This window comes from Sphingobacteriales bacterium, from assembly GCA_016706405.1.
GTDB lineage: Bacteria > Bacteroidota > Bacteroidia > Chitinophagales > UBA2359 > BJ6.
In genome coordinates this window covers 1,341,944-1,360,710 of the sequence record JADJJT010000001.1, presented here as the reverse complement: position 1 = coordinate 1,360,710, position 18,767 = coordinate 1,341,944, and the positions used below count along the sequence as shown (strand labels likewise).

General features: G+C 41.5%; 15 protein-coding genes and 1 tRNA gene. 3 read left to right on the top strand and 13 right to left on the bottom strand.

Going from position 1 to position 18,767, the window contains the following annotated elements; all coding sequences use genetic code 11:
- Nucleotides 1-11: 11 nt before the first annotated feature.
- Nucleotides 12-167 (top strand): hypothetical protein, encoded by a 156-nt coding sequence (locus tag IPI59_05240; protein MBK7526953.1) that lies wholly within the window; start codon nucleotides 12-14, stop codon nucleotides 165-167.
- A 48-nt stretch (nucleotides 168-215) separates the two neighbouring features.
- The gene (locus IPI59_05235) at nucleotides 216-611 is read left to right on the top strand and encodes a hypothetical protein (GenBank protein ID MBK7526952.1); all 396 of its coding nucleotides are present in this window, start codon (nucleotides 216-218) and stop codon (nucleotides 609-611) included.
- A gap of 140 nt (nucleotides 612-751) precedes the next feature.
- On the opposite strand, the gene IPI59_05230 is transcribed toward IPI59_05235, so the two are convergent.
- The 13 genes from IPI59_05230 to IPI59_05170 all read right to left on the bottom strand — a co-directional run bounded on the left by IPI59_05230 (nucleotide 752) and on the right by IPI59_05170 (nucleotide 15,406).
- Nucleotides 752-2,038, bottom strand: coding sequence for an HlyC/CorC family transporter (locus IPI59_05230; protein MBK7526951.1), 1,287 nt, complete (start codon nucleotides 2,036-2,038; stop codon nucleotides 752-754).
- 111 nt (nucleotides 2,039-2,149) lie between these two features.
- On the bottom strand, nucleotides 2,150-3,196 hold the full coding sequence (locus tag IPI59_05225; GenBank protein ID MBK7526950.1) for an arginase: 1,047 nt from the start codon (nucleotides 3,194-3,196) through the stop codon (nucleotides 2,150-2,152).
- Between the two features lie 535 nt (nucleotides 3,197-3,731).
- The gene (locus tag IPI59_05220; protein MBK7526949.1) at nucleotides 3,732-7,151 is read right to left on the bottom strand and encodes a T9SS type A sorting domain-containing protein; all 3,420 of its coding nucleotides are present in this window, start codon (nucleotides 7,149-7,151) and stop codon (nucleotides 3,732-3,734) included.
- 7 nt (nucleotides 7,152-7,158) lie between these two features.
- Nucleotides 7,159-7,515: a hypothetical protein gene (locus IPI59_05215; GenBank protein ID MBK7526948.1), complete on the bottom strand. Its 357-nt coding sequence runs from the start codon at nucleotides 7,513-7,515 to the stop codon at nucleotides 7,159-7,161.
- Nucleotides 7,516-7,933: 418 nt separating this feature from the next.
- Nucleotides 7,934-8,824 (bottom strand): hypothetical protein, encoded by an 891-nt coding sequence (locus IPI59_05210; GenBank protein MBK7526947.1) that lies wholly within the window; start codon nucleotides 8,822-8,824, stop codon nucleotides 7,934-7,936.
- 227 nt (nucleotides 8,825-9,051) lie between these two features.
- Nucleotides 9,052-9,249: a 30S ribosomal protein S21 gene (locus tag IPI59_05205; protein MBK7526946.1), complete on the bottom strand. Its 198-nt coding sequence runs from the start codon at nucleotides 9,247-9,249 to the stop codon at nucleotides 9,052-9,054.
- A gap of 299 nt (nucleotides 9,250-9,548) precedes the next feature.
- On the bottom strand, nucleotides 9,549-10,025 hold the full coding sequence (locus IPI59_05200; protein MBK7526945.1) for a hypothetical protein: 477 nt from the start codon (nucleotides 10,023-10,025) through the stop codon (nucleotides 9,549-9,551).
- Nucleotides 10,026-10,348: 323 nt separating this feature from the next.
- Complete coding sequence (locus tag IPI59_05195) at nucleotides 10,349-10,684, bottom strand: hypothetical protein (protein MBK7526944.1); 336 nt, start codon at nucleotides 10,682-10,684, stop codon at nucleotides 10,349-10,351.
- Nucleotides 10,685-10,707: 23 nt separating this feature from the next.
- Nucleotides 10,708-10,944, bottom strand: coding sequence for a tail fiber domain-containing protein (locus IPI59_05190; GenBank protein MBK7526943.1), 237 nt, complete (start codon nucleotides 10,942-10,944; stop codon nucleotides 10,708-10,710).
- Nucleotides 10,941-12,044 (bottom strand): hypothetical protein, encoded by a 1,104-nt coding sequence (locus IPI59_05185; GenBank protein MBK7526942.1) that lies wholly within the window; start codon nucleotides 12,042-12,044, stop codon nucleotides 10,941-10,943. Before IPI59_05185 ends, IPI59_05190 begins: the two co-directional genes overlap by 4 nt.
- A gap of 145 nt (nucleotides 12,045-12,189) precedes the next feature.
- Nucleotides 12,190-13,080: a hypothetical protein gene (locus IPI59_05180; GenBank protein MBK7526941.1), complete on the bottom strand. Its 891-nt coding sequence runs from the start codon at nucleotides 13,078-13,080 to the stop codon at nucleotides 12,190-12,192.
- A 13-nt stretch (nucleotides 13,081-13,093) separates the two neighbouring features.
- On the bottom strand, nucleotides 13,094-14,776 hold the full coding sequence (locus IPI59_05175) for a tail fiber domain-containing protein (GenBank protein ID MBK7526940.1): 1,683 nt from the start codon (nucleotides 14,774-14,776) through the stop codon (nucleotides 13,094-13,096).
- A gap of 556 nt (nucleotides 14,777-15,332) precedes the next feature.
- Nucleotides 15,333-15,406 (bottom strand) — tRNA-Arg (locus tag IPI59_05170).
- A gap of 231 nt (nucleotides 15,407-15,637) precedes the next feature.
- Here IPI59_05170 and IPI59_05165 point away from each other — a divergent pair.
- Nucleotides 15,638-18,667 carry a choice-of-anchor B family protein gene (locus IPI59_05165; protein MBK7526939.1) on the top strand — a complete coding sequence of 1,010 codons (3,030 nt, stop codon included), beginning with the start codon at nucleotides 15,638-15,640 and terminating at the stop codon, nucleotides 18,665-18,667.
- Nucleotides 18,668-18,767: the final 100 nt, after the last annotated feature.

Here is an 18,767-nt window from a genome sequence, read left to right as displayed (position 1 = left end):
TGCTTGGGCGTGTGAGCAGCGTTTGGTGTTGGGGCAGCAAAGGTGGCAGCAAAGAGCAACGAAAAGACGGCAATCCCCGAACTTTTGGATGCTCTCGAGCGGCAGGCAGCATAGTTAGTATAGATGCCATTGCTTGTCAGCCCCATATAGCCGAAACAAATCCGTAATAAAGGCAGATTATGTACTGGCACTGAAAAAGGACCAAGGTGTTTTGTTTGGAAGAAACCGTCAGCCGATTTTCATCATTAGCTGCTCAACTGCCAAGTTTCGAAAAAGTGGAGTACAACGGCGGACGCATCGAGAAAACGCACCTGTACGGTGCTAAATCAATTGTTTTTGTCGATTCGGCTGCAAAATTCAAGGATTGCCAATCAATTATTCGTATTATTGCCGAGCGAACTTTGAAAAACCAACCCGAAAAAACTACTCAGGAAGTTCGCTATTACCTCACCAGTCTCGATATAAGTCCACAAAACGCTTTGACAATTTGCCGAAACCACAGGGTATTGAAAACAACCTACACTGGATGCTCGATGTTGTCTTTAATGAAGACCATAATCGTAGCAGAACCAAATATGCTGCTGAAAACTTTGCTACTCTCAGAAAAATAGCCCTACAAATCTTAACCCAAAATGACGACAAAAACAGTATTAAAAAACGAAGACACATCGCCGCTTGGAACGATATGTATCTCCTCAAATTAATCCAACCACTATTTTAATGCGTTTAACCTGTACTTTTCGTTAACTTATTATTGGTGCTCGTTTTGTGGAATATCATTGCCGTTATCCGTTTTTTTAATTACTTGTAATAACAGGCTATTTATTCGTTTTTCGTCAGCCTCAATAATTTTTAGTAAAAACGGGTCTAAATTTATTTCTTCGTTATTTTGTGGTATGCGTTCAATTTTAGTCATAATCCATCCGGCTAAAGTTTCATATTCGCCAATTGGGAGGTCTAAACCATATTTTTCGTTGATATAGTCAATTTCTAAGCGTCCGGAAAATTGATATTTATCGGGCGCAATTTTAGCTTCATCGTGCTCTTGTACATCGTATTCGTCAGAAATTTCGCCAATTACTTCTTCAATAATATCTTCGAGGGTAGCAATGCCTGCGGTGCCGCCAAACTCGTCAATTACCCATGCAATACTGCGGTGTTCGCGGATGAGGGTAGCTAATAACTCGCTTGCCGGATACGATTGTGGTACGGTAACTACACGCCAAAGGCGGTCTTGCCAGTTTTGGTTATTTTTTTGATGTAGCTGTAAAACGTCTTGGTGGTGGATATAGCCTACTATATTGTCAATATTTTCCTTATAAACTATTAATTTTGAATGGCGGCTTTCTGTTAGCTCGCGTTTTACAACGTCAATAGTATCGGTAATATTAACCCCATAAATTTCGGTACGCGGTATCATGCACTCGCGCACTTTAATGTAGGGTAAGTCAAGTGCTTTTTCGACCATCGTCAGGTCGTCTGTTTCGTTGCTGTCTATCAGGCCTTTTATTTTTAGGGCATGGTATAGGTCAGCGCGGCTCAATACCTGATTGGCGTGTTCTTCGTCGCCGGGGTAATTTAGCCATTTACGGCTTGCCCAAGCTAATGGCCATGCAAAAACCCATAGAACCACATAAATTAACCATAGTGGCCAGCGCAATTTATAAAACACAGTGTTTGGAGTTAGCCTAAACAACATTTGAGTGCCCAATTCAACAACAAAAATGATAATTAGAGCGGGGATTGCTACTTGTAAAAGCCATAGAAACCATCCGGAAGGTAGAAGTTGACCTAATAACTTTCCGGATAAAGTAGCTGCTGCTATAAAATATCCAGCAAAAAACAAAGCATTGCCTACCAGCATAGCCATTAAAAAGGTACGTGGGGCGCGGTATATGGCACTAATTCCCCAAAAATTTGCAGCAGGCAGCGGTTGTTTAACGCCTTGGGCAATAGCAATTTGCGCGCCATTAGTTAGGGCGTATAAGGCCAAAAATAACAACACAATTAACAGGTGTATATTGGTGGTTAGCACCATATAATAAAGCAAAAAGAAAGCAAATGAGTAGGCAGCAACTAAAACGATTAATACTTAAAACAGTTAGACAAATACTAATTGAGCTAAATAATAATATTATTTTTTGCCGGATTATATGTTGGCGGTAAGCCTGCGCTTGTAATGGTAGTGGTAGTAGTAGAGGGGTTGCGTGTTGCGGTATTTTGTAACGAAAAAGCCTTGGTAGGGGCGCCCCTCAATAGTTTTTGTGGCTTGTTCTAAAATTTTAAAAGCAGTATCGGCCATCATATTGCCTTTTGTGTCTAAAATTGGGTTAATTTCAACCATTTCAAAACAGCATACTTTTGGGCTTTCAAGCAGCGTTAGCACTAAGTCGGTAGCTTGTTGTTGGCTAATGCCGCCGGGTACGGGTGTGCCGGTCCCTCTCGATACCAATTCGCAGTCCATGCTATCAACATCAAAAGATACGTATAAAACTTCGCAATGCGCCAATTGTTGGAGGGTTTGTTTGGCAACTGCTAAGGCCCCAAGGCGGTTTAGTTCGGCAATAGAATAATTTTTAATGCCAAATTTACTTATAAGGTAATCTTCTTCGGGTTCGGTGTCGCGTACACCAATATATATAAGGTCGTTAGGAGTAATTTTTGAGTTTGCGCCGCCAATATGTTTAAGGTGTTCCCACAAATCCTGTGTATCGGTATCGGGTTCGTTGCGTGCACAGTCAATATTGTCAATACCCAAGGCAATGGCCAAGGGCATACCGTGCATATTACCCGATGGGGTAGTAAATGGGCTATGAACATCGGCATGGGCATCTATCCAAATTACGCCTAATTTTAAAAATGGAAATGCTTTTTTAACGCCGGCAATTGTTCCACCTGCCGAGGCGTGGTCGCCAGCTATTACCAACGGAAATCGCCGCCCAATTAACTCGCGCGATACTGTTCGGCTAACGCGGTCGTAAATTTTTGCTAAACCTTCAATGCGTTTAGCATAGGGTTGGGCTACGGGTTGGCCTAATAAATGGTTTTGGTGTTCAATTTCAATATGTTCGTACTTATTAAAAAAATCGCTATTATTGTTTAGGGCGGCAATTTTTAGTGCGTCTATCCCTAAACTTGCGCCGCGCGTGCCAGCGGCAATTTCCGAACGGTTCTCAATAATTTTAATTGTATCCATAAAAAAGTAATTTGGTTAAACCATGCCACTACAAATAGTGGTATTACATGCTGATTTTTGTTTTTAAAGAAAGTTTTTCAAATTTTAAAATAGTGAAAATATTTGTATAAATAAACAACTTTATAAATGGGCTGCTTTTTCTTTTTTTCAATAGTAATTTTTGCCGATGAAATACCCTACTGCCTGCTTTGTTTAAGCAACCAACTTAGCTATTTATAGTAAAGTGGGTAAAAAATCAAAATTTCCGAAAAAAATAAAATTTCCGGAAAAATATAACGGAGGAGTTAAATTTTTATTTTCTTGTTGTTTTTGTTTTAAGGGTCTTGTGCTGTCTTAAAATTAGTTGATCATTTCTTTTAATTTATATGTTTATAATAGACTAAAGCTTAAAAGGGGCGAAAAGGTTCAATTTTGCCTGCTAATTTGGCTTTTCGTGTTAAAAGATAAGAAAACGAGGTGCTAATTTACGACAAATATCATGCCGCGCTGCTATTTGTGTAATAAATATTTTATTTTAGCCTTATAAAGACTTTAATTAATTACATTTAATTATTTTATGTAGTTGAGTTGCGCCGCTATTAGGTAAATCAACAGCTAACATATAAATGCCTAATGGCAAATTTTGCATGGATATAGTTATGTATTGAGCTTGTTTTGCCCTTGTAGTAAACCTTACTTCGTTGCCTTGCGCATCGTATAAGCGTATGGCTGCATTTGCTAAGTTAATTTGACTCGAGGAAGCGGGGCTGTTGATAGTAACTTGGTCTGTGCTTGGGTTGGGGCTTACCGAAATAGCTGCCATTGTTTCTTCCGGATTTTGTTGCGCCATGCCTACAGTCTGGTTGGTAATTTCAATGGTTACAGTTTCCGAAGCCATCATGCAAGGGCTATAAATAATACCTTTATCTGCATTCATAATAAGTGGGTGTGCTTTGGGGTAATTAATTGCGGTAAGTTTATAAACCGAGGGGGTGTTTAAATAAATACTGCTCATTTTACTGGTTGCCACAATTTTGTTTGGGGGGGTAGTATTGGCATCAACGGCTATTACAATTGTTTCGTAGTCAATATTTGTATTGGAATTGCTAACGGTAAATGTTACAGACTGGTCTTTTGTAAACACAGGCGCACTGGGGGTTAAGGTTGGTTTTTGTGCCTGGCAATCGCCGCCCAAATAATCAGAGGGCAGTTCTATAAAGTCGAGCCATGCGGCATCGGCACCCTCCGATTGATATTCATCCTTAGCGTATTCCCATTTAAAAGTATGATAGCCTTCGCTAACGGCATACGCAGTACGCGCCCAGTTATTTTTGCCCGACCAGCTTTTTTGCCCATTGCCATCAATATAAAAATGCAAAAAATCATAATTGAGCTCGCAGTCTGTACGGCTGTAAAACGCAATACTGTCATTAGAGGCTACGTATCTGGTAATTTGGATAGTGCTAATTTTATTGTGGCCAATTTGGCCCGATTGCATACAATATGCGCCTTCGTAGGGATTAGTAGTAGTAATTGTCCATTCCTTGTCGCCGCTTGTTTCAAAATTAAAATCCGGGTTAAGTTCGGCTATAATTTGCCCAATTTTTAGGCCAAAATTTTGCTTGTCGGTATAAGCGTTGGCAGTAACTACCAAGCTAAAATTGTTAATTACCCCTTGTGGTGCCGATGGCAAGGCGGTTGCCAAATACAAAAGTTCGGCTTTTTGGCCGGGGTCTAAACTAACAAAAGTATTAGTAACATTGCTTAAAGTAGCGAAGGCATCTTTTGCTATTATTTCGCCAAGGCCGTTGTAGGCGGCAGCATGTCCGGTGTTTTCAACGGTAAAATATACCGTTGCAGCCTCGCCCACGTCTAAACGATTATTGTTATTGCCTAATATCGAGTCGTCAATAGTAAATTTGTTAGAAATGACCAAATTTGGTGCATTTATTTTCAGTAAAATTTGACTTGGCCAGGTACTTCCTTTATCGTCGGTAATATTTAGCTTAAATAAGATGTTGAGTTGGTCGGGGGCGTTGTTGGCTATGGTAAAATTAAAAGTGTTGTCAATGGTTAAGGTGGTGTTTGGCTCAATATTGCCCCAGTTTTCGGTTGTTTTATCGAGGGTTATGTATGGCGAGGTGCAACTAACGGTTGTCTTTATATTAGTGGCTGCTTCTACACCTATATTTTTAAGGGTAAGATTTGCTGAATATGTTTCGCCATATTCCGGAATATTGTTGGCATTGCCTATCGTCTCGAACCATGTGATGTTGTTTTTTACTACGTAAGGTCCTGATCCGGGAATAACGGGTATTTCGGCCAAATAGGGTATTAAATTATATCCGGAAATAGTTAATTGTAAGGTATCTAATTCATTTATAGGGGCAAATAGAATATTAAGGCCGCCGTTTTCTATTTTTCCCAATGTTATAAGTTGGTTTTGAAGTATTAAATTAACCAAAGCGCCTTCTTTATCGCAAGTAATATTTAGCTCGCTGTCGCCAATGAATAAGGTTGCCTCGTGCTGGGCTGCAATAGGCTGGGGTGTGTTGGTGCGCAGTTTTAGCGAGGGGTCGCCAAAGCAGTTCCAGGTATCTGTCATGGCCTCGCCCGTACTTCCATATTCGTCGTTCATGTGCATACAGCCGTTAAATGATATACCGCCAAAAGTGCGTTTAATATTATTGGCATAGCTGTCGGTAAGCAAGGCTACCATTTCGTCTTGGGCATCCATTGGCTCGTCCCAAACTTGATTTATTGACGACATAAGTGCGGCCACAAAACCTGTTGGCTCGCCATCTTTGCTGGCACGGGTACAGGCTTCGGCAAAACAAGTTGCCCCTTTAAAAGCGCCATTTAAGCAGGCCACCGACCAAAAAAACGGCAATCTGTTTTTATTTTCAAGCGAGGCAATATCGCCACTCGAAAAATTTGAAGTTACACAGCCAAATTCGCTGCCATGCCCTGTATAAAGCATAGCGCCTATGCCGGCTTCTATGGTGTTAATTACGTCTTCGGGATTAGGGTTTCCGGGCATGTCAGCTTCACCTTGGTCGCCGTCATAAAGCTCGTATCCGGTAGTATAAGTATAGTCGAGCATTTTTTGGCGCATACCGCGGCAATGTTCAAAGTCGTACTCGTTTTCGTCGCCTGGCCCTTGGTCAGAGGCAATAAAGGTAGCCGCTTTATAAAAATCATCATTTTCGGTTGCATTGCGCTCGTAGTTAATAGTGCGTTTAACATACATGGCAACCTCTTCGGTGGTCGAGGCCGAAAAACGACCTACCAATATTTCCGGATAATGGTCATCCCCGTCAATAAAGCCATACATTACATCGCTGTCGCCGCTTGCCACCTCCGACCACATGGGCGGAACATCTTCGGCATCTCCTACAAGCAATAAATAAGTAAGTTTATTGTTGTTGTAATAATATTTTATGTACGCTTGTATGTCCGAGGTCGCAGCCCCTATTGTTTCGAGGGTAACTAATTCGGCAGGGTGGCCTGTTCTTAGCTTCCAGTCAATATAGGGCTGCATAGCAGGAGCAAGTTTTTTCGGGGCAATTATTAATATGCTTCCGTTCTCTTCAAGAGGGGTGTATTTTTGTTGCGCAGCTAATTGGGTGTAGTTGGCAAAATGTTGTTTGTAAATGGTGTTATACTCGGCGCTTATCGTGTTTAAAGGGGTTGTCCGTATCAAAGGGTTAAAAACATTGCCGTTTTGGTCGTTTTTTATTTCGAGGGTTAAATTGGTATAAATACGCAGGGTTTGGGTTTTGGGTTGATATTGAAACGGGTGTACTATTAGGGTTTGGGCTCTAAAATCGCGCAAAATATAGGGTTTGCGCAGGGTGGCAATTTCTTCCGGATAAAATGCACTTTTGTTGTAAGCGGCTCCATACGTAAATGGCACATCGGCAGGGTTAATTTGGCGCGATAAACTGCCCTTCGATGGGGCAACGGGGGCAGCCATTGGAATATCAATATAATCGAAAGCCGCTACCGTTACCGTCGTATTTTGGTTGTCTGAAATAATTACGAATGGCTAATTTTGGCAAGTCGGGAGCGCCGGCTTGTAAAATTTGAGTGGCATTGGGTAAACTAATTATATACTGTTCGCCTTGTGGGGTGTTTACGGCTGTTGCCAAATAGCCTTCTATACTAATTGTTACGGTTGTAGCCTTGTAATTGGTTGATGGTATTGTAATTGTAGGCAGTTTTGGCGTTGTATTAGTAATGCCAACCCAATTAGTTTGGGCCTTACTTGTAATAAAAACGTTTGCTACTAAAAATAAGGTTAAACACAGCCTGCTTGCAGTAAATAAAGTAGTACGCATAATATCATTAATTTATAAAAACATATCAATAAGAAAAAGATTACAACTGCAATTTACGGCATATTAACTACAATCTAAAATTTATTTGGTGGGCGGGGTTGGTTGTTAGCCCCCCCCCCTCGTCCCCCCCACGGTGGGACGCAAGCCTGCCAAGTGGTGTGCCGCAGCGGTTATTTTACCTTCGGCAGCTTTGACACCATTGGTTTTCGCTTGGTTTTTGTCCCATAGTTCTAACGGTTTGCTTATTCGGTTTTTCTTTTAAGCTACGGGCGGCAATAGCGCAAAATTGGGCATTTATCCTAAAAAATCAAAGCAAACGCCAAAGTAGTAGCAGTGATGCAAACTTTTTTGACTAAAGCGACCTGTGAAACATAGCTAAAATAATCCGGATACTTTACCCCAACGATTATATAATATTCTAATGATATAACTTTAGAACTTGCCTGTGTATCTTATCCTTTTTTTTCAATTTGTAGTTTTTCACAGCAGTTGCAGCATTAGTTAGTCCGCCCATATAATAACGGGCATACCATGGCACAATAGTTATTACCGCACTTATGCCGCCGGTATTAATGCCGGTATTAATAGCCAATGCCAGCCAGCCGCTTGTCAGTAAAAACGAGTTTAGGGCATTGCGCACGTCGCCGGCGTATAGCTGGCCAGTGCCGGGTAAAATAATGCTAAGCAGCATCGCTGTACCTTCGCGTTTTTTGTTGGCCTTAATTAGTTTGCCAAACAAGACATCAACCTTTACCGAGTCGGCAGCATTAGGAAGCGCTTTAATAAAATAGGTTTTTGCCTTTGTAATGTCGTCGGCAGCATAATATCCGGTAGCCATATACAGCCAATAACGGTGTTGTTGGGCGGGTGTAAGCGAGGCCTCATTATAATCTAACAATTCAATCATTGCTGCCTTGTGTTGCGCATCGTACAGCAGGCAGGCAATTTTTAGCAATTTTAGCTCAAAGGCCAAACTGTCGTTTAGCGGTGTAATAGCCGTGTTGTTGTTAGCATTATTGCCGGTAACTGTGTATAGGGCATAACTATAAAATTCGGCTGCTTTTGCCCATTGCCTTGTTTGCTGGTAGCAAAAAGCCATATTAGCGTAGCAATGCGGAGCTAAGGTCTCGGTTTGGTCAAAAAAAATAACCCGTTGATAATATAAAATTGCCTGCTTATAATGGCCATTTGCCAGATATTGGTTGGCAAGGGCTAAGGTTTGCGTAGCAGTTTGGGTTTTTCCGGATAAACTAATGCCCAGCAATAAACCTATAACAACAGCAATTGGTAGTAAAAGACGAGGCAACATATATGATTTTTTTAAACGTTTTGGCGTGTTATTATTGCATAAGCATTCAATAACGAGCTTTTTATTTAGTTTGAGTTATACCAATATAAAAAACTGTCGTAACCCAAACTATTGGATTACGACAGCAAAAATAACAAATTTATAAACTATTAAACCAGTTTATTAAATTAAGCAAGCTAACGTGTACTAACTATAAACACCTGCCGATTTGGCTGTTTGCTTATTTATTACTCGTTTTCTTGTTGGCTAATGACATGGGCACGGTATTTAGCACTTAAAATTTGGCTGCGGCGAATAATTGATTTTTTTGTAAACGCCTGACGTGAGCGCAATTCGCGCAAAATGCCTGCTTTTTCAAATTTTTTCTTGTATTTTTTTAGTGCTTTATCGATTGAATCCGATTCGCGTGGGTCTATAATCAGCATTGTTGCTATGATTTGTTTTAAACAATAACGAAATTATTAATAAGAGTGCAAAGGTACAAAATACGGTTTTATAAACCAAATTTTGGTAAACTATTTTCTAAAATATTTTTTAAGCGACCTCGGCAAGGCTCAAATCTGCGAGCCTATGTTTAGCTATGTTTAGGAAGGTAGATGCTTTACACAAATTAAAGTTTACAAAGCAGAGAAGCAACACGCTTGTGTCTATTTAATTTTAGGGTTTTAAAGATTCAATACCTGCAAAATTATGCAACTGAATGGCGGCTACCATTAAATAAATATTATTTTATTTTTCGTTTGGCAAACCACTTTTTATACTCAGCATCTTTAATGTTTTCGTTCTCGGCAGGGTTCGGATAACGAGTAGCACCCTTGCAAACATGGTCTTGTTCGTAGGGTATTTCTTTAAAAAAGGGTACTGCCCATTTATCGCGCTTCGAAAAAACAAAGGTATAGTTCATCGAAATAATAAATTCCTGCTCGGGTTCGGCGCAAGTTTTGGCTCTGTAGGCTGTTGGTGTGCCGTCTTTTCCTGTTTCGAGTTTGGCAATACGCAGTACGTTGGCAATTACCGTTTTTTTAGTTTCGTCATAGCTGCAAGGTACTATTTTTGTGCTCACTACTTTAAGCAAATACACATCACCTTCGTCGCAGCAATCGCAATAATCTAATATAAAAGGGTTTTTTTTCAGAAATTTAACAATAGATGCTGCTTGTTTTTCGGTTACATCTTCCCATGGGTCGGCTTTGGCTGCCATACAGGTAAAGATGGCAAAAAATAAAAGAAATAGGTTTTTCACTCGTGTTACTTGTAATTTTTATTTTTTAATTTTGTTAAGAGTTTTAAGATTTCGGGCACAAGATATTCATAAAACAAACTCAAAAGGTGTTTGCTTAAAATTTTTTTATCCGGATGAATTGTTTTGGGTGGGTTTTCTTACTGTTAAGACTTGCGCTTATAGCGTAAATGCAAGGCAAAATTTATCCGGATGAATAAAAAAAATCATCCGGATAAATAAATTGCTATTTTTGATTAAATCATGCCGTTTTAATCTTCAAAAGCATCTTGTTTAAAACTATTTTATTGTTTTCCTTGCGTGTTATATAGTGCTTTCAAACTGTTAATTTGCTGTTGTTGCTCTTGTAGCTGGTTTTGAAGTTGAGTAATTATAGCTTGTTGTTCTTGTACTGCTTTTACCAAAGGCACTACAAATTCGGCGTAACGCAAACCGTATAAATCGCGGTCGTTTTGTGGTTTATCAACGCCGCTAAAATTATAGCCTACGGCTTGTGCTGCCTGCTCCACTTCTTGGGCAAGAAAACCGGTGTATTTTATTTTGGCTTTTTGTTCTAATGCTTGTTGGTTCATTTTTTCGGCTTGTTCGTCTTTTATGCGGGGCGTATAGCCGCTGCGCAAAAACCGGTCTAAACCAAGGGTATTTAGCTGGTAGGTAGCGGGCGAAGTTTCATAATAAAATCTAATCCTAAAACATCGGTTTGCACGTTGGTTTTAAATCGTTGGTCTGAGTAGGTGGTAAAGCCAACCTGCCCTTTAATAGAACTAATACTTGTATTGCCAATATTAACCTGATTACTGCCCGTGATTGGTGCCTGGTAGCCTAAGGCAGTGCTGTTGCTAAAATTATCGGCGTTATTACCTGATTCTGCTCCTATCATGGTGCAGTTGGTAGCGCCTGTGGAAAAATCTCCGGCAGAATCCCCAAAAGCGCTATTTTTGTTGGTTGTAGTATTCTCATAAAGTGCATAGACCCCAAATGCCGCATTATAAGCTCCGGTAGTGTTGCTAAACATAGCAGAGTTCCCATAAGCAGAATTTTCGTTGGCGGTTGTGTTGCTCCTAAGTGCCGACCGCCTGTTGCAGTATTATAAGAACCTGAGGTGTTATCGTGGAGTGCATCTATTCCACTGGCTGTATTCTCGTCTCCGTCAATGTTTAGGGTTAGCGAAAAAGCCCCGGTAGCTGTATTGTTATTTCCGATTGTATTTTCAAAGAGCGCATTTGTACCCAAAGCCGAATTGTTGAATCCTGTTGTGTTTTGGTAAAGTGAAAAAGCTCCGGCAGTTGTATTAGCATTTCCCGTTTTGTTTTTGTTGAGGGCATCTTCCCCCAAAGCAGTATTGTTCACCCCAGAGGTATTATCTTTCAGGGCATTTACGCCTATGGCAGTATTTTGAAATCCATCGGTGTTTTTGTAGAGGGCAAATGCGCCATAAGCAGTATTGCCAAGACCTGTTGTATTGTCATTGAGGGCACTTTGACCCATAGCCGTATTAGAGACTGCCGACAAATCGTAACCGGTATCTCCAACGGCGATGTTGGTACCTCCAACCCTTACCAATCTGGTGTTCTCGCTGTGCAAAGCGTAGGGCACGCTAATAAGTTGGGTGGTGCCCATATCGGTATAGGTTAAACCACCGGTTGAGCCGTTGGGGTCGAGTTCCGTTTGCTGGTAAAAACTGTCTTTGTCCCAAGCAATCGTGGTAAAATCGCCTGTTATAACGGTACCCAATCCTATTTGCAAATTGATTAAGCCAAACTGGTTGGTGGTGGGCAGGTGAGTTTCCTGGTAAACAATGGTGCCGCCGGGGCTTGTCTGGTGAATACTAATTCGAATACCAACTTGGGTATTGGCTATAAGGTTGCCGCCTGCATCGCGCACTATCCCCTGGTAATTATATTGTTGGGGCGTTTGGGCGTTTGCATTAAGCGTGCAAAACAGTATTAAGGCAGTAAAAAACAAGGCAAATTTGTGCATAAAAAAACGATTTAAGGAGTGATTAAATGATTGAAAGCCAAATGTAGATAAAATTGAGAAACTAAGTGAAAAAATCCGGATGATTTTTTTAAGCCATCCGGATAAATATTGCAAGGATTAAACTATTGGTTAATTACTCCTGCTCTTAATAATTAATTGCCGCCGCACCAATAATACCCGAGTTGGGCAAATACAAATTAAAATCGGCAATGGTAATATTGCGGTCTTTGTTTAAATCGGAGGTTTTGTAAATATTTAAACTACCTCCTATAAGTTCTGTTTGGTAGCGGTTAAAATCGGCAACGGTTATTTTGCCATCGTTGTTGTTATCGCCTGCGCGTAAACACGCCTGCCCGCCTACTAAAACCTGCTGTTGCGAGCCAAATGCCTTATTAATACCAGTGGTAAAATCGTAGGGAGTGCCTGTATTGGGCAAAACAACAAGGTTTGCGCTTAAAACAGCCAGATTGCCGCGCGGTTTAACAGCTATATAGTAATTTCCAGAGGCAACATTGGTAAACTCAACGGCAGCGTTTCCGCTAATGTCGTGAATACTGCCGTCTTTATAGAGCAGGGCAGCTTTTTGGGCTACTAAATCGCTTCCGGTAAATCCGCCGGTGGTGCGCAGTTCTAACAGCACCCAGTCGGTTGCATTGACGGGCATAGCCGCAACCGATTCGCCTCCGGAATAATTCCAGGGGAGGGTATTAAAAGGTTGGGCAAGCGGAATTAAATTTGAGCCTGTTTGCAGGGTGGTGGTCATCTCTGTACCGTTAAAAGGACCTTGCAGCCATATTTTAACGGCGCAACCGGTAGATGTGGTAAAGGGCTGATGAAACCCTTGCGTTATAATATTATTGGGCGAACTGACTGTGGCAATAACAGTCTCGCCCGAGCTAAAATCTATTGAATAGCCGCCGGCCGAATAGCTGCCTCCTGCGGCATTAACCGACTGCGGAAGAATGCTTTGGCTTTGAAGCGTTAAAATATTGCCCAAAAGGCAGAGGCAAAGAAGGTAAAGTTTATTTTTGTTCATAAGGCAGAATTATTTATTTATGTGTTTTCTCGAGTGATTCAATTCTTTTTAATAGGGCATCTATTTGCTGCTGCTGTTGTTGGATGGTGCTTTGCTGTTCTTGTACGGCTTTTACTAGGCTGGGTACAAATCCGGCATATTCAATACTGTAATTATCGGTTGGGTTGGTTGGGGCATTAACGCCGTCAAAAACATAGCCCAATTTTTTAGCGGCTGTTTCTACATCTTGCGCTATAAAACCGGTGCGTATTTCGGTGTTGGAGGCGGCAATTTCTTCTGGGGTGGGCATATAACGGGCGGCAATACTATCGGGCATTTGGGCGGTTATATGGCGTTGTAGTTTGTTGAGGTCTATGGTATAGGTTACGGGTTGCAGTTGGGTTACAAAAGCCAATCCGGGTACATTTTCGTTTACATTGTTTTTAAAACGCCCATCACTTAAATTGCTCCAGTTGGCGTAGCCGCCTATAGTCATACCTGCGCTTTTACCAATCACAATTTTGTCGTTAGCATTGGTAACCGCATCAGAACCAAAAGCAGCGGCACCATCGAGCGTGCCTGTACTTGTATTGGCATCTTCTCCAACACAAGTATTAAAATTTCCTGTGGTGTTGTTATCGAGGGCAGAATGTCCATTAGCCGTATTAGGGTCACCTGTGGTGTTGAGGTTGAGGGCAAAATAACCACTCGCCGTATTATACTCGCCCGTTGTGTTTTCGAAAAGAGCATTTATGCCATTTGCAATGTTATAGTTACCTGTAGTGTTTTCGTACAAAGCTGAGTAGCCATTAGCTGTATTGTTTATTCCTGTAGTATTAGAATGAAGGGCATAGCTACCATGGGCAGTATTATAAGCTCCTTCGGTGTTAGACTTGAGGGCACTGTGACCAATGGCTGTATTGTAGCTTCCTGTAGTGTTTGAATAAAGGGCATGGTATCCATTCGCTGTATTGTTTCCTCCTGTTGTGTTGCTGTAAAGGGCACCAGAGCCAGTCGCCGTGCTGAAGTCGCCTGTAGTGTTAGCAAAAAGTGCCTCGCCCCCAATCGCTGTATTGCTAATTCCCACTGAATTGTAAATCATAGCGTTTTTTCCAATAGCAATATTATTAGTTCCTGTAGTATTATTGAAAAGTGTGTTGCTTCCTACTGCAATATTCTCATATCCGGAGGTATTTGATTTTAGTGAATTGAATCCAACTGCCAAATTATTACTGCCAGATAAGTTATAATCTGTCAGACCAACGGCGAGGTTGCCGAAACTGCTTTCTGCCCTTACCAATCTGGTATTTTCGCTGTGCAAAGCGTAGGGCACGCTAATAAGTTGGGTGGTGCCCATGTCGGTATAGGTTAAACCACCTGTTGAGCCGTTGGGGTCGAGTTCAGTTTGCTGGTAGTAGGTGTCTTTTCCCCAATTTATGGTAGTAAAATCGCCACTTATTACCGTACCTGTTCCTGCTTTTAGGTTTATTAAGCCAAACTGGTTAGTGGTGGGCAAGTGGGTTTCCTGGTAAACAATGGTACCGCCGGGGGTTGTTCGGTGAATACTAATTCGAATACCAACTTGGGTATTGGCTATAAGGTTGCCGCCTGCATCGCGCACTATCCCCTGGTAATTATATTGTTGGGGCGTTTGGGCGTTTGCATTAAGCGTGCAAAACAGTATTAAGGCAGTAAAAAACAAGGCAAATTTGTGCATAAAAAAACGATTTAAGGAGTGATTAAATGATTGAAAGCCAAATGTAGATAAAATAAATAAACAAATAATGATTTTTTTTTTGTAAATATTTTTTAACCGAAAGTGGCAATGCGGCCGGATTAATATTAGAAAGCAATTAAAAAAAAATCCGGATGGCTTAAAAAAACCATCCGGAAAAATATTGCAAGGAGCTAGTTTAGAATTAGCTAAAGAAAAAAGTTACAAAAAATATATAGCTGTCTTTTTTGTTCAAATGAAAATATAAAAGTTGCAACGACAGCGGCAAAACCAAGTAAAATATGCACTAAGCAGTATTTCATTTACTACGGATGAAATAAAAATCAATGAGGCAGGGGAGCGGCTATACCTTATTGCCGGATAGTAAACAGGGTACTCTATCGGCTAAAAACTGGCTGCTAAGAGCGAAAATTGCCTGCTAAACGTCAGAATTGAGCGCAAACCGGGCAAAAATACCCGCTTAATAAGGCCGCATAGGCACGGAATTTGGTTTTATGAACCAAATTTTAACGGCTTGTTTTCTGAAATATTATTTAAGTGACCTCGGCAGGACTCGAACCTGCAACCGTCTGCTTAGAAGGCAGATGCTCTATCCAACTGAGCTACGAGGCCATTGAGATATTGTTTGTTCTTTTGAAACAAGGAGCAAAGTTACTGCAAATTGTTTAAGTAAGCAATATTAACGCAGTTGTGGGTGTGCAGAAAGTAAAAATTAAATGTATCCGGAGATAAATAAAATAGGCTTGTTTTTCATAAAATGGCCTTAACTTTGGCTTCATTTTTTTTTCTTGCAAATTAAGCTATTATTATTACTCATTTGCTTGTTTTAGCTAAAAACAATTTATGATGAAACGCTACTTTTTTTTATTGAATACTTTGCTAATTTGTTTGACCTGGGCAGGCGAAAATTTTAACGCCAAAGCGCAAACCAATTTAGGCCTTTTAGGTCAGGTTAAATACCCGCAAGGGGTTAGCGACCTTTGGGGCTACGCTGCCAACGGCAAAGAGTACGCTTTGGTTGCCACCCGCACCGGCATTTCTATTGTTGATATTACCGACCCAACCAACCCAACCCAACTGCATTTTGTTAGTGGCCCTTATAATATTTGGCGCGATATTGAAGTTTACGACCACTATGCCTATGTAGTTTCGGAGCAGGCTAACCATGCCTTGGTAATAATTGATTTGGCTGACCTGCCCGGCGGCTATGTTTCTTACACCCGCAATTTAGGTATTGGGTTTAGCAAAGGGCATACTATTTATATTGACGAAAATGGTATCGGCTATATTTTTGGCGGCAACAGTGCCACACACGGCAACGCCAGCCATTTTATAGACATTGCCGCCAACCCCACCGACCCGCCTTATTTGGGCAAATATACGACCTATATCCACGATGGCTTTGTAAGAAACGACACCCTTTGGGCCTGCGAAATTTATGCCGGCAAACTGCGTATGCTAAATGTTTCCAATAAAACATCGGCGGTTTCAATGGGCAGCAAAACCACCCCTAACGCCTTTACCCACTCGGCCTGGCCAACAACCGATGGCGATTATGTGTATGTAACAGACGAGGTGAATGGCGCCTGGGTTACAGCCTACAACTGCTCAGATGCAGCCGATATTAAAGAAGTTGACCGCTATAAACACGACCCCCTTGTAAATTACCCACCGCACAACCCCTACCGACTTAACGATTTTTTTGTGGTCTCTTATTACAAAGCAGGAGTTACCATTGTTGATTGCAAATATCCATACAACCTTATTGAAACAGGCCATTACGATACAAACCCTTTGGTTGGCAGCGGCTTTGAAGGCGTTTGGACAGCCCACCCTTACCTGCCTTCGGGGGTGGTATTGGCCAGCGATATGCAAGACGGACTGTTTATTTTAGAGCCAACCTACACGCAGGCTTGTTACGTCGAAGGGGTAGTGAAAGATGCCATTACCAACGCCAATATTTTAGGCGCAACTGTTCAGGTAGTAAATATTATAGGAAGCAATACAACCACTAATGCAACCGGATTTTATGCTACCGGTTCGGGCGCATCCGGAAGCAAATTAATTGTAACTTCAAAAACCGGATACATTTCTGATTCAACCTATAAAACGCTAACAAACGGTGTTCTTACTACACACAACGTATTTTTAAGTCCTAACACCAACTGCGCAGCCCCCCCCGAAGGCTTAGGCGCCAATACTATTACCGAAACTACCGCCACCGTTACTTGGAATGCCGCACCAAACGCCATCGACTACAGCGTGCGTTATCGCAAAATCGACGAAACTACATGGACAACCTTACCCGCGCCCGGCAACTCGCTTACCTTAACCGCACTTACCGCTTTTACTAATTACGAATTTCAGGTGCGCAGCAATTGCACAGGTGGCTTAAAAAGTAATTTTTCGGGGTCGTTTAAATTTAAAACCGCCGAGCCTGCCTGTGCTACGCCAACCAATATAACTATTACTAATATATCGGCCAATACCGCCGAAGTTAATTGGGATGCCGTGCCTTATGCCTTGTCTTATACCGTTGCCTGGCGCAAAATAAACGAAACCTACTGGAAAACCGAACATGTAACAACAGACACTTTTACCATAACCAACTTAATACATAAAACCAATTACGAAGTACAAATTCGAACTAACTGCTCAAATTCTAATGGAAACTTTTCTACCTCAACCAATTTTACCACTTTAGATGCTTGTTTGGCTACTCCCGGATACTGGGTTACCAACAATACTTACCAGTCGGCCAAAGTAAACTGGCTGCCTATGGGTGCTAATAGTTATACGGTTTATTACCGCATTGTAGGCGACCCAACCTGGCTAACTGCTACCACCAGCAATACCAATATTACTTTAACAGGGTTAAGCTCGTGCAAAACTTACGAGTATTACGTTGAAACGGTTTGCACGGGGCTTCCGCCGGCGGCAACGGGCATAAAAAACTTTTTTACCTTAGATCCACCTGCCGAATGGACACCTTTAAGCATTTTTGAATGTATGGGCACGGTAAATTTGAATGACCAAATTAAAAATTATTACGACGATTACGGCACTTGGGCGGGTGTACCTTTTGTTAGCAGTTCGGGGCAGTTAAATCCGGATGGGGTAGCCCCCGGCAGCTATACCATTACCCACACAACGGGCAGTGGCGCATCGTGCCAAGATGTATTCTCGGCCAATATAACCGTAATGGCTTGTGGGGTAAATCTTAAGGTAAAAGCATTTTTAGAAGGCGCTTATACTGGAAGTGGGCAAATGCGCACCGACTTGTTAACAAACGGACTATTGCCAACCAAGCAACCTTATAATACGGCTCCTTGGAATTATTCAGGCACAGAATCGGTAACGCCATTGCCTGCCAACACTGTTGACTGGGTTATCATTGAACTTCGGTGGGCAAACGATACCGCCGTTGTTGCCCAAGCGAAAGCTGCCCTTTTACTTAAAAATGGCGATGTCGTTACCACCGCTAATAATACCACCTTATTTTTTGACGAGGTGCCGCCAGGCAACTATTTTGTAGTTATCAGGCACCGAAACCATTTAGATATTATTACGAACCAACCCATTGCGCTAAATAATACAGCTACTACCGTTAATTTTACTGTGGCAAACGTAGTAATGGGCGGCAGCAGCCAAATACACCAGTTTGCCGATGGTAAACATGCCCTCAAAGCAGGCGATATAGATGGCAATGGCACCATTACTATCGCCGACTATAATATTTACGCTTCGCAAGCCTCGTCTATAATGGAGTACTTGCCCGGCGATACCAATTTAGACCGCAACGTTACTATTGCCGATTTTAACCTCTATAAGCCAAACTCAAGTGCTATTGGAGTAGTTTATATTAGGTACTAACAAGATGTCATCTTTGTTGTTAGTATGGTTTTAACTTTTGCTTCCTAATCTTCCGGATTGAGCTTAACGCATTTATAGCGAAATGCAGTTTTTTTCTTAA

Excerpts from the sequence above, each read along its gene's own strand:
- IPI59_05225 (MBK7526950.1), bottom strand. The coding sequence starts at position 3,196 with ATGGATACAATTAAAATTATTGAGAACCGTTCGGAAATTGCCGCTGGC.
- IPI59_05205 (MBK7526946.1), bottom strand. The coding sequence starts at position 9,249 with ATGCTGATTATAGACCCACGCGAATCGGATTCAATCGATAAAGCACTA.
- IPI59_05220 (MBK7526949.1), bottom strand. The coding sequence starts at position 7,151 with ATGGCTGCCCCCGTTGCCCCATCGAAGGGCAGTTTATCGCGCCAAATT.
- IPI59_05180 (MBK7526941.1), bottom strand. The coding sequence starts at position 13,080 with ATGAACAAAAATAAACTTTACCTTCTTTGCCTCTGCCTTTTGGGCAAT.
- IPI59_05230 (MBK7526951.1), bottom strand. The coding sequence starts at position 2,038 with ATGGTGCTAACCACCAATATACACCTGTTAATTGTGTTGTTATTTTTG.
- IPI59_05175 (MBK7526940.1), bottom strand. The coding sequence starts at position 14,776 with ATGCACAAATTTGCCTTGTTTTTTACTGCCTTAATACTGTTTTGCACG.
- IPI59_05190 (MBK7526943.1), bottom strand. The coding sequence starts at position 10,944 with ATGATAGGAGCAGAATCAGGTAATAACGCCGATAATTTTAGCAACAGC.
- IPI59_05165 (MBK7526939.1), top strand. The coding sequence starts at position 15,638 with ATGATGAAACGCTACTTTTTTTTATTGAATACTTTGCTAATTTGTTTG.
- IPI59_05210 (MBK7526947.1), bottom strand. The coding sequence starts at position 8,824 with ATGTTGCCTCGTCTTTTACTACCAATTGCTGTTGTTATAGGTTTATTG.
- IPI59_05200 (MBK7526945.1), bottom strand. The coding sequence starts at position 10,025 with ATGGCAGCCAAAGCCGACCCATGGGAAGATGTAACCGAAAAACAAGCA.
- IPI59_05215 (MBK7526948.1), bottom strand. The coding sequence starts at position 7,515 with ATGCGTACTACTTTATTTACTGCAAGCAGGCTGTGTTTAACCTTATTT.
- IPI59_05185 (MBK7526942.1), bottom strand. The coding sequence starts at position 12,044 with ATGCACAAATTTGCCTTGTTTTTTACTGCCTTAATACTGTTTTGCACG.